15 protein-coding genes and 2 tRNA genes are annotated in these 13,965 nt (G+C 57.0%); 15 read left to right on the top strand and 2 right to left on the bottom strand.

What is annotated here, in order from left to right; genetic code table 11:
- The first annotated feature begins 3 nt into the window (after window positions 1–3).
- The 8 genes from tolR to nadA all read left to right on the top strand — a co-directional run bounded on the left by tolR (window position 4) and on the right by nadA (window position 5,836).
- Window positions 4–450, top strand: a complete 447-nt coding sequence (gene tolR / locus QUE75_RS08925; RefSeq protein WP_058089873.1) for a protein TolR — start codon at window positions 4–6, stop codon at window positions 448–450.
- A 75-nt stretch (window positions 451–525) separates the two neighbouring features.
- On the top strand, window positions 526–1,506 hold the full coding sequence (gene tolA / locus QUE75_RS08930; protein WP_138436689.1) for a cell envelope integrity protein TolA: 981 nt from the start codon (window positions 526–528) through the stop codon (window positions 1,504–1,506).
- Window positions 1,507–1,511: 5 nt separating this feature from the next.
- On the top strand, window positions 1,512–2,840 hold the full coding sequence (gene tolB, locus QUE75_RS08935; protein ID WP_396631702.1) for a Tol-Pal system beta propeller repeat protein TolB: 1,329 nt from the start codon (window positions 1,512–1,514) through the stop codon (window positions 2,838–2,840).
- A gap of 45 nt (window positions 2,841–2,885) precedes the next feature.
- Window positions 2,886–3,455, top strand: a complete 570-nt coding sequence (gene pal, locus QUE75_RS08940) for a peptidoglycan-associated lipoprotein Pal (RefSeq protein ID WP_058089595.1) — start codon at window positions 2,886–2,888, stop codon at window positions 3,453–3,455.
- 25 nt (window positions 3,456–3,480) lie between these two features.
- On the top strand, window positions 3,481–4,251 hold the full coding sequence (gene ybgF / locus QUE75_RS08945; RefSeq protein WP_286255254.1) for a tol-pal system protein YbgF: 771 nt from the start codon (window positions 3,481–3,483) through the stop codon (window positions 4,249–4,251).
- A gap of 118 nt (window positions 4,252–4,369) precedes the next feature.
- A tRNA-Lys gene (locus QUE75_RS08950) sits at window positions 4,370–4,445 on the top strand.
- Window positions 4,446–4,506: 61 nt separating this feature from the next.
- Window positions 4,507–4,582, top strand: a tRNA-Lys gene (locus QUE75_RS08955).
- Window positions 4,583–4,774: 192 nt separating this feature from the next.
- Entirely contained in the window at window positions 4,775–5,836 is a 1,062-nt protein-coding gene (gene nadA, locus QUE75_RS08960; protein WP_058089875.1) for a quinolinate synthase NadA, read from the top strand.
- Window positions 5,837–5,845: 9 nt separating this feature from the next.
- Here the strand turns inward: nadA and QUE75_RS08965 are convergent, their stop codons facing one another.
- The gene (locus tag QUE75_RS08965) at window positions 5,846–7,315 is read right to left on the bottom strand and encodes a M48 family metalloprotease (protein ID WP_061331030.1); all 1,470 of its coding nucleotides are present in this window, start codon (window positions 7,313–7,315) and stop codon (window positions 5,846–5,848) included.
- A gap of 156 nt (window positions 7,316–7,471) precedes the next feature.
- Here QUE75_RS08965 and QUE75_RS08970 point away from each other — a divergent pair, with 156 nt between their 5' ends.
- Entirely contained in the window at window positions 7,472–7,699 is a 228-nt protein-coding gene (locus QUE75_RS08970; protein ID WP_058089598.1) for a sulfurtransferase TusA family protein, read from the top strand.
- A 16-nt stretch (window positions 7,700–7,715) separates the two neighbouring features.
- Entirely contained in the window at window positions 7,716–8,792 is a 1,077-nt protein-coding gene (locus tag QUE75_RS08975; RefSeq protein ID WP_106695599.1) for an AI-2E family transporter, read from the top strand.
- Window position 8,793: 1 nt separating this feature from the next.
- Here the strand turns inward: QUE75_RS08975 and QUE75_RS08980 are convergent, their stop codons facing one another.
- Window positions 8,794–9,261: a peroxiredoxin gene (locus QUE75_RS08980; protein WP_286255262.1), complete on the bottom strand. Its 468-nt coding sequence runs from the start codon at window positions 9,259–9,261 to the stop codon at window positions 8,794–8,796.
- A 74-nt stretch (window positions 9,262–9,335) separates the two neighbouring features.
- On the opposite strand from QUE75_RS08980, the gene dapA reads away from it, so the two are divergent.
- Genes dapA through QUE75_RS09005 form a run of 5 tightly spaced genes read left to right on the top strand, consistent with a single transcriptional unit; the run spans window position 9,336 to window position 13,925 of the window.
- Entirely contained in the window at window positions 9,336–10,214 is an 879-nt protein-coding gene (gene dapA, locus QUE75_RS08985; protein ID WP_106695601.1) for a 4-hydroxy-tetrahydrodipicolinate synthase, read from the top strand.
- A 34-nt stretch (window positions 10,215–10,248) separates the two neighbouring features.
- Entirely contained in the window at window positions 10,249–11,343 is a 1,095-nt protein-coding gene (gene bamC, locus QUE75_RS08990) for an outer membrane protein assembly factor BamC (RefSeq protein WP_106695602.1), read from the top strand.
- 44 nt (window positions 11,344–11,387) lie between these two features.
- Window positions 11,388–12,101, top strand: a complete 714-nt coding sequence (gene purC / locus QUE75_RS08995) for a phosphoribosylaminoimidazolesuccinocarboxamide synthase (RefSeq protein ID WP_106695603.1) — start codon at window positions 11,388–11,390, stop codon at window positions 12,099–12,101.
- A 31-nt stretch (window positions 12,102–12,132) separates the two neighbouring features.
- Complete coding sequence (locus QUE75_RS09000; RefSeq protein ID WP_286255265.1) at window positions 12,133–12,867, top strand: TIGR04219 family outer membrane beta-barrel protein; 735 nt, start codon at window positions 12,133–12,135, stop codon at window positions 12,865–12,867.
- A 50-nt stretch (window positions 12,868–12,917) separates the two neighbouring features.
- Window positions 12,918–13,925 (top strand): NAD-dependent epimerase, encoded by a 1,008-nt coding sequence (locus QUE75_RS09005; RefSeq protein ID WP_286255266.1) that lies wholly within the window; start codon window positions 12,918–12,920, stop codon window positions 13,923–13,925.
- Window positions 13,926–13,965: the final 40 nt, after the last annotated feature.

Below are 13,965 nucleotides of genomic sequence, written 5' to 3' on the forward strand. Positions count from 1 at the left end.
GGCATGAAAGGTATGGGCTTGATGCCCCAGCAAAAGCGCAAGCCGATGTCTGAGATTAATGTGGTGCCCTACATCGACGTGATGCTGGTACTGCTGATCATTTTCATGGTGACGGCTCCGATGTTAACCCAGGGGGTAAAGGTGGATTTACCCCAAACCACGTCAGACCCGATCCAGCAGGATAAAGACGTTGAGTCCATTACCGTCTCTGTAGACGCCAACGGCGCCTACTACATGGATATCGGTGACCGCAGCAGCGACCCGATGACGCTGGCTGAGGTGCGTGAACAGGTGGCCAATATCCTGTCTCAGCGCACCAATGGTGAGGTGCTGGTGCGCGGTGATGAGTTCGTGGAGTACGGCGTAGTGGTGCGACTGATGGCTGAGCTTCAGGCGGCAGGCGCAACCGGGGTTGGCCTGATAACCGACGCACCTCAGGAAAGGCCTTAACAGGGTGGCATTATTGTTGTGAAGGGTCACGAGCGGGAAACCATCAGTACCGATACGGCGCCCCTGAAATCGCCAGTGGTAATGTCTGTGGCATTACACCTGCTGATTGTCGGGATTGCGCTGGCGGGCTGGTCCTGGACATCGCCGATATCTGAGCCGGAGCCCAGAACCATTTCTGCGCGGCTGGTCAGCCCGGAACCCCGGCCGAGCCCGGTGGTGGATGAGCAGGATCAGCGAGATCGCGAACAGGAGCGTCGTCAGCAACAGGAGCTTGAGCGCCAGCAGCAGGAAGCGGAGCGCCGTCGTCAGCAGGAAGAGCAGGCCCGGCGGGAAGCCGAACGGCAGGCTCAGGAACAGGCGCGGCAGCGGGAAGAAGAGCGCAAGCGTCAGGAAGCTCAGGCTCGCGAACGGGCCGAGCAGCAGGCACGGGAACAGGAGGCTGCGCGCCAGAAAGCTGAGGCAGAGGCCAAAGAGCGTGAGCGCCAGCGTGCTGAAGAGGAACGCAAGCGTCAGGAAGAGGCAAAGCGCAAAGCCGAGGAAGAGAAGCGTCGCCAGGAAGAGCGTCGCCGGCAGGAAGAAGCGGAACGTAAACGTCAGGAGGAGGCTGCCCGGCAGGAAGCAGAACGCAAACGCCAGGAAGCCGAGCGCCGATTGAGAGAGCAGCAACTCGAAGCCCTGGCCGAAGAATCCCGCCGAGAGCGGGAAGCGGAAGCCCGGCGCCAGCAGGAAGCCGCTGCCGCCCGCGCCCGTGAAGCGCAAATGCTGTCAGAAAGCGAGAAATACCAGGCGCTTATACGTGAGCGTTTGAGCCAGGCCTGGTATCCGCCGTCGTCAGCGACGGAAGATATGACGGCCAGGGTTCAGATAACCCTGCTGCCCACCGGGGAACTGGTGAACGCCCGTCTGGTCAGCAGTAGCGGGAATACGGCATTTGATAACTCGGCATTGGGTGCAGTCCGGTCTTTGAGCCGGTACCCGATTCCGTCAGATCGGGATACGTTTGAGCGTTATTTCCGTCAGTTTACTATTGAATTCAATCCGCAACGGTTGCGGTGAGGCCTATGACATTGAACGCACATGACTCATATCGTCAGGGAATTCCCTTTAGCACGGCACTGGCAGCATTGGTTGTTCTCATGCTGCTTGCCAGTCAGGCGAGGGCAGAGCTGCTGATCCGCATCACGGAAGGCGCTGATTCCGCCATACCGATCTCGGTGGTGCCATTTGCCGAAAGCGGTGCCATGCCCGCGGGCGACAAGGTAAGCAGTATTGTGCAGGCAGACCTGACCATGAGCGGCGAGTTTCGCCCGCTTGAGCCCTCCCGAATGCTGAGCCTGCCTTCACAGCGCTCGGAGGTGTATTTCCGGGACTGGCGCCTGCTGGGGCAGCGCTATGTTCTGGTGGGGCAACTCACCCGTTCAGGTGACCGTATCGAAGCCAGGTACGAACTGTTTGATGTTAACCGGGAAGAACGCATCCTCGGAGAAACAGCCGGTGCCCCGGCCAGCAACGTTCGAACTCTCGCCCATCACATCAGTGACCGGGTGTACGAGGCTATTACCGGGGATCCGGGGGTGTTCTCGACCAAGCTTGCCTATGTCACGGTGACCGGAGACGGCGATAACGCCCGCTATCGTTTGCACGTAAGCGATGTAGACGGAAAGCGCTCAAGAATCCGCCTTGAAAGCCGCGAGCCCATTTTGTCTCCCGCCTGGTCTCCGGACGGCAAGCAGCTGGCCTATGTGTCTTTTGAAACCGGCAAGCCTGTGGTGTTTGTTCATGAACTGGCCAGTGGAAACCGCAAGAAGGTGGCGGATTTTCCTGGTCTGAACTCGGCACCCGCCTGGTCACCGGATGGCAAGTCCATGCTGCTGACTCTGTCCAAAGACGGTAACGCAGAGATCTACCGGCTTGATATTGCCTCAGGCAACCTGACCCGGATGACCAACCATTGGGCCATCGACACTGAGGGTGCCTGGGATCACACCGGCCGGGGAATCTATTTCACGTCAGACCGTTCAGGCGGCCCCCAGATCTACCATATGGAAAGAGCGGGTGCCGAACCAAGGCGCATTACCTTTGGCAGCCGATACAACGCCCGCCCAAGACCGGATGCCAAAGGCGAGTACGTGTATTACGTGCATCAAAGGGAGAGGGCGTTCCATATCGCCCGCACGAATCTGAAAAACGGGGAGGAATCTGTCATTACCCGAACCGAATCGGATGAATCACCGAGCGTTTCACCAAACGGACGCTTGTTGATTTATGCCACACAGCAAAACGGTACCAGCGTGCTCACGGTTGTCTCGGCAAATGGCGGGGCGGCGTACAGCCTGCCGGCGTCAGACGGTGATGTCCGTGAGCCCGCCTGGGGCCCTATCGTTCGCTGAACACGTTGTTGTCCAATAAACCAATCACGATAAGGAAGTGCACACATGAAACTGTCAGTACAGACTAAAGCGTTTGCGATGTTGTTGTCCGTGGGCCTGGTAGCCGGTTGTAGCTCCACCGGCGATACCATGGAAGATGGTGCTTATGGCTCCGATGTGGCCGCTATTGATCAGGACGGTGGTTCCACCGTTTACGGCGGCGCCGATGGTGATGGCGTTTCTTCCTCTCGTCTGAGCGAAGAAGAGCGTCAGGCCGCGCGCCAGCAGGCTGAGCAGGAAGCACTGCGCAACATCACTACGTTCTACTTTGATTTCGATACCTCCGAGATCAAGCAGGAAGCTCGCGATGTTCTGGTTGCCCACGCCCAGTTCCTGGCCAACAATCCACGCCAGAATGTTCGTCTTGAAGGTCATGCCGATGAGCGTGGTACCAAGGAATACAACCTTGCCCTGGGTGAGCGTCGTGCCAATGCGGTTCAGCGCTTCCTGATCGTTAATGGTGCTTCCCGTGGCCAGATCGAAACCGTAAGCTATGGTGAAGAGAAGCCGGCTGTTCGCGGTTCGTCCGAAAGTGCCTGGGCACAGAACCGTCGCGTTGAGCTGGTGTTCAAGTAATCGAAATCAATGATCGGAAGGTCCCATGAGAAAATTGCTCATGGCGACAGTGCTGCTTCCGCTGGGCCTCGGCCTGGCGGGAGTCAGTCTGGCACAGTCGTCTGCACCCGCGTTTCAGAACAATGCCTCTGAGGCCCAGCGTAAGTCGGGTAATAACCAGGCTACGGCGGAACTGTTCTACATGATCCAGCAGCTCCAGAGCGATGTGCGCAGGCTGCAGGGGCAGGTGGAAGAACAGAAGCATCAGATCAGCCGCTTGCAGCAGCAAAGCCGGGATCGCTACGTGGATCTGGACCAGCGGATACTGGACCTGTCCAAGGCTGTTGAGCGCAAGGCCGAAAACACCCGGGAATCAAGCCGTGCAGCCGAATCTGGTCAGGGTGGCCAGCTAACGCCGGCCAGGGTTTACCGATCCCCCGGTGCGGATGAGCAGAAAACCTATAACGAAATCATTGATCTGATCCGGAACAAGAAAGACTTTGATACCGCCATCAGTCGGCTGTATGAGTTTATCGATGAATATCCGGAAGGGGACCTTACCGTCAATGCCTACTATTGGCTGGGTGAGGTGTACCTGGCGGAACCCCGCCTCGAGCAGGCCAAGCAGGCATTCACCATTGTCGCTACCCGTTTCAGTGATCACCGAAAAGCGCCAGACTCGGTCTACAAGCTCGGTGTAACACTGGATCGGATGGGCGAAAAAGACGAGGCGAAACGCCGCATGCAGAGCGTTGTGGATAATTATCCGAATACGGGTGCTGCGGATCTGGCCCGGAAGTACCTCGAGAAGGCGTGACTCTGATCACAGATTGAACCGCTTGTCTGCTTGTTGATCGGTCCCGGAAAAAAGTTGGTAAATCCCGCAAAAAGGGGTTGATCAGCAAAAAAAATTCAGTAATATGTGCGCCTCGTTTGGGTCGTTAGCTCAGTTGGTAGAGCAGTTGGCTTTTAACCAATTGGTCGAAGGTTCGAATCCTTCACGACCCACCAAATTGCGGAATGGTGGTCTTGAGTGCCTTCATTCGCCGGGGAAGCGCCGGCAACCAGTTATGGGTCGTTAGCTCAGTTGGTAGAGCAGTTGGCTTTTAACCAATTGGTCGAAGGTTCGAATCCTTCACGACCCACCAAATAGCAAGGCCCGACACCGGGTTTTGTGGAAAAAAGAGCCCCAGGGCTCTTTTTTTTTGGCTTCACGATCCCATCTAGTCAGCATGGGCGTACTCATTTTCCGGGTGCCCGGGAGGCTATGTTACAGCCCCATGAAAACATGCCCGGAAGTGATATACTCTCGCGGTAACAGTAACTTCAGAGATCCAGAAATGACACGAGCGCAAGACCGTATCCTTGTTCAGGAACATCTGGCACACGAAGCGGAGCCAAAGGCCCTGAGTGCCAGCGAGAAAGCTGAGCTTGAGGCACGCATCAAGGCAGCCCTCAAAGAGAAGGATGCTGTGCTCGTGGCCCATTACTACACAGATCCGGATATCCAGCGTCTTGCCGAGGAAACCGGCGGCTGTGTTGCCGATTCCCTGGAAATGGCACGGTTTGGTAACCAGCATCCTGCGTCTACGGTGGTGGTGGCTGGTGTCCGTTTCATGGGTGAAACCGCCAAGATTCTCAATCCCGAGAAGCGGGTGCTGATGCCCACGCTGGAGGCTACCTGCTCCCTCGATATTGGCTGCCCCGCGGATGAGTTTTCCGCTTTCTGCGATCAACATTCGGACCGGACGGTGGTGGTGTACGCGAACACTTCTGCGGCCGTAAAGGCGAGGGCGGACTGGGTGGTGACCTCCAGCTGCGCCCAGGCCATTGTTGAGCATCTGGATGCCAGAGGGGAGAAGATCCTGTGGGCGCCGGACAAACACCTGGGCCACTACGTGCAGAAGACAACGGGCGCTGATGTGTTGTTGTGGGATGGCTCCTGTATCGTGCATGAAGAGTTCAAGCATCGGGGCCTGGAAGATCTCAAGGCGCTTTATCCCGAGGCAGCTGTACTGGTGCATCCGGAATCTCCCGACGCGGTGGTGGAGATGGCTGATGTGGTCGGTTCAACCTCTCAGTTGATTCACGCGGTCCAGACGCTGCCCAATGAAGAATTCATCGTGGCCACGGATAACGGTATTTTCTACAAGATGCAGCAACTGGCGCCCAACAAGACGCTGATTGAAGCGCCAACGGCGGGTAATGGCGCCACCTGTCGCAGTTGTGCCCACTGCCCCTGGATGGCTATGAACGGCCTTGAGAACCTGCTTGCGGTATTGGAGCGGGGCGATCAGGAAGTGCTGGTTGACCCGACCCTGCGTGAAGACGCATTGCGCCCGCTGCGCCGGATGCTGGATTTCACCGCCAACATGAACCTGAAAGCTGCCGGAAACGCCTGACCATCCCCGTTAGCCTCTCCGGGCTTGCAGTCTGTCAGTAATGTCGTTCAGGCGTTCGTTGACCACCTGCCGTTCGGCAGACCCGGCGGGCAGCTTTTCCTGAGCCTGGCGCAGCTGACGTTGGGCGGATTGCAAGTCCCCCATCAAGGCATAGTATTCTGCCCGTGCGCGGTGCACACCCACGATATTCCTGGCCATTCCCTCGGCTTCGGCCAGTCGTAACCAGATCTGCTCCCGTTCCGGCAGGCGCCGGGCCAGGTCCCGCAGCAAGCCGGCGGCGGTATCCCCATTGCCGTCGGCAATCTCGATTTCGGCGAGTGTCCAGGTGATGGGGTAGTTGCGTGGGTTTCTGGCCAATGCCTGCCGCAGCAATGTCCGTGCGTCTTCATAACGTTTCTGGTCCAGCATCACGTCGGCCAGGGTCACCTGAAAGGTGATTCTGCCCGGGCTGCCGTCCAGAAGTTCCCGCAGTATGCGCTCGGCCTTGTCGTATTGCTGGTTGCGCTGATAGGCCACAGCCAGCCCGTAGCGAATGGCGTCGTTGCGTTTGGCGTCATCCCTTGCCAGGTAATCCTCGAACGTCTCGACTGCCAGTTGCGCTGACGAGGCGTAACGCACCTGCAGGCGGCTACGAACCAGGTGATATTCCTGGCCATCCCGGATGCGTTCGTCGGGATACTGTTCCGCCCGGTTACGGCTGTCGGCGACCCGGTTCTGGGTTAATGGGTGGGTCGACAGGTACTCGGGCATCTGATTTCCCTGTAACCGGTTCTGTCTCATCATGATTTCGAACATTTCCGGCATGCCGCGCGGATCGAGGCCGGCGTTGGCCAGAATCTCCATGCCCACCCGGTCGGCCTCCTGTTCATGGGCCCGGCTGTAGGCCAGCATGTTCTGGATTGACAGGGCCTGGGTGCCGGCGATGGCGGCAATGCCAATATCGGATTGGGTAACCGCGGACAGCACGATACCGGCGATCATCCCGGCCAGTGTCAGCGGTGCGCTGGTTTCCTGTTGCTCCATGCGGCGGGCAAAGTGACGTTGGCTCAAATGCGCCAGTTCGTGGGCCATGACTGAGGCAAACTGTTGTTCCGTTGCGGCATTGAGGAACAGTCCACCATTAACGCCCACGATACCGCCCGGGACGGCGAAGGCGTTAAGGGCAGGGCTGTCGATCAGAACCAGCTTCAGTTCCCGGTTATCCAGCGGGGCAGAGGGCACCAGTTTGTAGGTAATGGCGTGCAGGTAGTCGTATACCAGCGGGTCTTGTATCTGGGGTGCGGAACGCCGGATAGACGCCATCACCTGCTGGCCGATTTCCGCTTCCTGCTGGCCGGAAATGAGGCCAGCGCTGCCGCCTATACTGGGCAGGCTGGATTCCTGGGCATGGCTGAACCCGCCGGAGAGCAGCAGGGGGAGTGCCAGAGCAAACGTGGTCAGTAAACGGCAGACAGGATTCTGGCGATCAGTTCGATTCATGGATTTCAGTCACACCCGTGGGGATTTGCCACTTTGACATCAGCATAGCCCGGAAAGTTCTTATCTGTATTACGAAGACTTGAGATGCAATAGGGTAACACCCCCGGCATAATGCCTGCTCGATTATTGGATAAATGGTAATGGTGTTCGCTTAACATGGCTGATCGAATTCTGGATGCCTCCGGGCTGCGTTGCCCGATGCCACTTCTCAAAACCAAGCTGGAACTCAACGCCATGAATGCCGGGCAAGAGCTTGAAGTGATTGCAACGGATTCGGGTTCTGCCCGGGATATCCCGGCCTGGCTTGGAATGTCTTCTCATACTTTGGTCAGCCAGTCAGAGCATCACGGCGAATTCCGTTTCGTGATAAAGTGCGGCGGTTAATCTTCCGGAGTTGTTCATGGTCAGAATTCTGCGCGGTCTAGCCCACAAGTATTTTTCTGATGAAGAAGCAGTGATTCTGTTTCTGCTTCTGGTTACCGGTACGGTTTTTGTCATTCTGTTCGGCGCCATGCTGGCTCCGGCGATCGCGTCATTGATTATCGCGTTTATCCTTCAGGGCCTGGTTGCCAAGCTGCACAAGATGGGTGTACCCGAACTGGTGGCGATCATCAGCGTGTTTGTGGTGTTCCTCGGTGTTCTGGTCGGGTTTATTTTCGGGCTGTTGCCACTGATCTGGACGCAGGTCAGTAACCTTGCCGGTGAAGCACCTCGAATCATTCGCGAGCTTCAGTCTTACCTTGAGCTCCTGCCGGAGGAATATCCTCATCTGATTTCCATGGAGGCAGTAGACACCATATACCGCCAGGTATCGGCAGAAGTCGCTCACATGACCCAGGTACTGGTCTCGTTCTCTCTATCAAGCATTCCAGACCTGGTAGCGCTGCTGATCTACATGGTCCTGGTGCCGATTCTGGTGTTCTTTTTCATGAAAGACCGACGTGTACTGGTCGCTTCCATTGGCCGGATGCTGCCTCCCCAACGTCCGATGATGATTCGCATCTGGCAGGAGGTGAACCTGCAGTGCGCCAATTACGTGCGGGGCAAGGCGGTTGAGATTCTGATCGTTGGCGTGGTCACTTACGCCGCTTTCAAACTCCTGGGCATGCCCTATGCGGCGCTGCTGTCGCTGCTGGTGGGCTTGAGCGTGGTGATTCCCTATATCGGCGCTGCCGTGGTCACCATTCCGGTCGCGGTGATCGCTCTGTTTGCGTTCGGCTGGAGTTCCCACTTCATCTGGGTGATGGTGGTATATGGCATCATTCAGGCGCTGGATGGCAACGTGTTGGTGCCTATCCTGTTTTCTGAGGTGAACAATCTGCACCCGGTTGCCATTATCGTGGCGGTTCTGTTCTTCGGGGGTATCTGGGGGTTGTGGGGCGTGTTCTTTGCGATTCCGCTGGCCACCATGCTCAAGGCGGTGTTTGCTGCCTGGCCGGTGAAGGAATCCGAGCCCTCACCGGCGGTATCAGAGTAGGTCAGAGTGCCTTGACGGCTTCCAGGACCTCGTCGGCGTGGCCGTTTACTTTAACGCCACGCCACTCCCGTTTCAGGTTGCCGTCCTTGTCGATCAGGAAGGTACTACGCTCGATACCCAGGTGCTCCTTGCCGTACAGTTTTTTCAGTTTGATCACATCAAACAGCTTGCACAGGGCCTCGTCTTTGTCCGAGATCAGGTGGAACGGAAACTGATGCTTACTCCGGAAATTGGCGTGAGCCTTGAGCCCGTCTCTGGATACACCAAAGATTTCGGTATCAAGCTCGCTGAACTGAGGCATCCTGTCCCGGAAATCCTGGCCTTCGGTGGTACATCCGGGTGTGTTGTCCTTCGGGTAGAAGTAGATGACGACGTTTTTACCCCGGAGGTCGGCCAGTCTGATAATCTGGTCGTCGGTCGCCTCGGCTTCAAAATCGGGCACGGGTTGGTTCAATGCTACGGATGACATGACATCTCCTTTAATTCCCTTGTGTCAGTTCGAGCCCAACATTACCATATCGCTTTTATTCGGACGGAGTTTTTATGATTACGGGTAGCCTTGTCGCACTGGTCACGCCCATGCATCCAAACGGTGACATTCACTGGGAGGATCTGGACAAGCTGGTGGACTTTCATATTGAAAACGGCACGCACGGCATCGTTGCTGTGGGTACCACCGGCGAATCCGCAACGCTGGACCCGGAGGAGCATTGTCGGGTTATCGGCCACATCATAAAACGGGTCGATGGCCGGATTCCTGTTATCGCCGGCACCGGTGGTAACAGTACTCGGGAAGCCATTGAGCTGACGTCCGAAGCCCATAAGCTGGGGGCCGATGCCTGTCTGTTGGTTGTGCCTTATTACAACAAGCCAACCCAGGAAGGTCTCTATCAGCACTTCAAAGCCATTGCCGAGGCCGTGCCGGGCATGAGTCAGATGCTTTACAACGTGCCTGGCCGCACAGCGTGCGACATGCTGAATGAAACCGTACTGCGCCTGGCGGATATCCCCAATATCGTTGCCATCAAAGACGCTACCGGCAACATTCCCCGCGGTGCCGAGCTGATCGAAGCCCTGGATGGCCGCCTGGCGGTCTACTCCGGCGACGACGCCACCGCAGCAGACCTGATGCTGGCCGGCGCCAAGGGCAATGTGTCTGTCACTGCCAACGTGGCACCTAAAGCCATGTCACAGTTGTGTGAGGCGGCGATCAAAGGTGACGAAGCCGAGGCACGTCGTTTGAATGACCTGCTCATGCCGCTGAACCGCAAGCTGTTCCTGGAAGCCAACCCGATTCCGGTTAAATGGGCACTGCATCGCATGGGGATGATCGGTGAGGGCATTCGCCTGCCGCTGACGCCGCTGAGCGAGAAGTTCCACGCCGAGGTGGAAGACGCACTTAAGGCCTCAGGTGTTCTCTGAGGCCAACCGATTCCCGTTTTACCGGAGTAACTCGATGCAGGTTCCTGGAAGAGCCCGTAACACCAAGACATTCCTGTTCCGGCCGTTAGCCGGGCTCCTGTTGGCCAGCACCCTGGTTGGGTGTGGCATCCTGGAAGATCGCTCCCAGCGATACGTTCACGCGCCGGAAGGCGAGCCAATCAACGTGCCCGAGGGTGCAGACGATTCCAGGCTGAGCCAGATCATGCCGGTTCGGAGCATCAATAAGGATGATTCACGCCGGCTGTTTCCGTCTTCCATCCCGCGCCCACCGGACATGACCTCGGAAATTCTGGATCAGAACTACGTGATCGAGGAACTGGATGGTCGTGTCTGGCTTCTGGTCAATGAAGTGCCCGGCCGCCTGTGGCCGGTTGCCAGTGCCTGGATGAACGATGCCGGCCTTGGCGTGGCCTACGATAACCCCCAGTTGGGCATCCTCCAGAGTGAACTGGCCAACTTCAGCAAGCGCAGCCGTGACATGCTGGGGCTGGCCGATGACCCGGTCGCTCAGGAGCCCCGAGTGCTGTTGCAGATGCGACTGGCCCCGGGCATTCGACGCAAGACGACCGAAATCCGGCTACGGATTCTGGAGCTTGATGACGCGCCTGAAGGGCTCGTTGCCTGGCAGTCGGATCAGGAATCCGACACCCGTGCCCAGAGCAGGAAAGAGGCGCTGTTGGCCGAGCTTGGTGAATTCATGAAACAGCGTGAAGACAGCAAGTCGTTCTCCCGGGCGGCATCCGGCATGGTTGCCCAGCCATTGGTGAGGCTGCTGTCTGAAGATGACCAGGCGGTTGCTGTGCGCGTTGAGCTAGATTTCGGCCGCACCTGGGCGGAAGTGAACCGTTCCCTTGAGGAGATTGGCGCAGACATCCAGGACCTCAACCGGAGTGAGCGTTGGTTCCACGTGGACTTCCGTACCGAAGACGAACGCACCCCGGGCTGGTTCTCCTGGTTCAGCAATAAGGCTGAACCCCGCCATACCCATACCGTGAACATTGAACAGCGTGAAGACGCCCTGTTTGTCACAGCTGAGAGGTTGGACAGCTATACTGGTGAGTACAGCGCGTCAGACCTGCTCACACAACTATTTGAACACCTGTATTGATTCGGGGCGGCCGGCAAGGCCGCTGTCCGATTTTGGAGATCTAAATGGAAAAGCGCGAAGAGCTATACGCGGGCAAAGCCAAATCGGTATTCCGCACTGACGACCCGAACCGTTTTGTACTGGTGTTCCGGGATGACACCTCAGCCTTTGACGGCGAGAAGAAAGAACAGCTGAACCGAAAGGGCATGGTGAACAACAAGTTCAATGCCTTCATCATGGACAAGCTCGAAGCAGCAGGCATTCCGACCCACTTCGAGGGCCTGTTGTCTGGCACTGAATCCCTGGTGAAAAAGCTCGATATGATTCCGGTGGAGTGCGTGGTTCGAAATATCTCGGCCGGCAGCCTGTGCCGTCGACTGGGCGTGGAAGAGGGCCAGGAACTGAACCCGCCCACTTTCGAGCTGTTCCTGAAGAACGATGCCCTGCACGACCCCATGGTGAATGAGTCGCTGGCGGTCAGCTTTGGCTGGGCCAGTGCTGAAGAGCTGGCGCGCATGAAAGAACTCACCTACAAGGTGAATGACGTACTCAAAGCCCTGTTTGATGACGCCGGCATGTTGCTGGTGGACTACAAACTCGAGTTTGGTCGCAGCGAAGGCCAGATCGTATTGGGTGATGAATTCAGCCCGGACGGCTGCCGTATCTGGGATAAGGAAACCCGTAAAAAGATGGATAAAGACCGCTTCCGCCAGGGCCTTGGTGAAGTGATCGAAACCTACGAAGAAGTAGGGCGTCGTCTGGGTATCCAGTTCGACTGAATACAAAAAACCGACAAAAAACGGGTGTGATATGCGTAAATTAATGATGGCAATGGGCGCGTCCATGATGGTCGCGGCGCCAGTGGTCTCCGCCGATATCCTGGGCGTAGGCGCCACGGTTGGCTACTGGGATGCGGACTATTCCGGCAAGGCTTCCAAAGGCAGCGACCGGGTAGACCTGGAGCGGGATCTGAACCTCAGCAGCGATTCCAACGCCAATCTCACTGCGTATTTTGAGCACCCGGTTCCGGTGTTGCCGAATGTACGGCTGGCTTATACCCGTACCAAGCAGAGTGGTAATGGCCAGCTGGATGTAACTTATGATGGTATTACTGCCGGTGCGAATGTTCGGTCTGAGCTCGAGCTGGAACAGCTGGACGTCACCCTTTACTACGAAATCCTGGATAACTGGGTGAATCTGGATCTTGGCCTGACCGTTCGGGATTTCTCTGGCGAGTTACTTGTTCAGAACAGGAACGACACCAGCCAGTTCTCTGAAACCAAGGCCGACGCCGTGTTACCCCTGGTATACGTAGCCGCCCGTTTTGACCTGCCTTTCACCGGTGTGTCTGTGGGTGGCGACGCCAACGCCATTTCCTACGATGGCGACTCGGTCTATGACTTCAACGTGTATGGCCAGTATGAAATGTCGCTGCTGCAGTTGCGGGCAGGTTATCGCCAGATATCTCTCGATTATGACGATGGCGACGACAACCTGGATATAGAACTCAGCGGCCCGTTTGTCAGCGCTGGCCTCCGATTCTGAGTTGGTATTAAAAGGCGCCCCCGGGCGCCATTTTTCATGGAGAACAGATCTTGAAAATCCTCGTTACCGGAACCGCCGGCTTTATTGGTTCACACCTGGCCCATCGACTGCTGGATCGTGGCGACGAAGTGATCGGCGTGGATAACGTGAACGATTATTACGACGTGAACCTCAAAGAAGCCCGGCTTGCCCGGTTAACCGGGAAGGCAGGATTCACCGAAGTGCGCCAGGACGTGGCGGACAGACAAGCAATGGAAGCCCTGTTCCGAGAGCACAAACCCGAGAGGGTAGTGCACCTGGCAGCCCAGGCCGGCGTCCGTTACTCCCTTGAAAACCCCCACGCCTACGTGGACGCCAACCTGGTTGGCTTCATGAACATTCTCGAAGGCTGTCGCCATAACGATGTGAAACATCTGGTGTATGCGTCAAGCAGTTCGGTCTATGGTGCCAACGAAACCATGCCGTTCTCCGTGCATGACAACGTGGACCATCCCCTGAGCCTGTATGCGGCCTCCAAGAAGGCCAACGAGCTGATGGCGCACACCTACAGCCACCTGTACAACCTGCCCACCACTGGCCTGCGGTTCTTCACCGTATACGGCCCATGGGGCCGGCCAGACATGGCGCTGTTTATCTTCACCAAAAAGATCCTGGCCGGTGAGCCCATTGACGTGTTCAACCATGGCCATCACCGCCGGGATTTCACCTACATTGACGACATCGTTGAAGGTGTTATCCGCACCCTGGACCATGTGGCAGAACCCAATCCGGACTGGTCTGGCGAGAAGCCGGACCCTGGCACCGGCAAAGGCCCGTACCGGATCTATAATATCGGTAGTAACAACCCGGTAGAGCTGTCCCGCTTTATTGAAATCATTGAAGAGCGTGTGGGTAAGAAAGCGGAAAAGAACCTGCTGCCACTGCAACCGGGAGACGTGCCGGCCACCTACGCCAATGTGGATGACCTGATCACAGACGTAGGCTACAAACCCGACACCACGGTGGAAGAGGGTATCGCCAACTTCGTGGACTGGTATCGGGATTTCTACAAAGCGTAGAAGCCGGGTTAGCATCAGAACAAAAAAAGCCAGCGCAAAA

Source organism: Marinobacter shengliensis, assembly GCF_030297115.1.
GTDB lineage: Bacteria > Pseudomonadota > Gammaproteobacteria > Pseudomonadales > Oleiphilaceae > Marinobacter > Marinobacter shengliensis.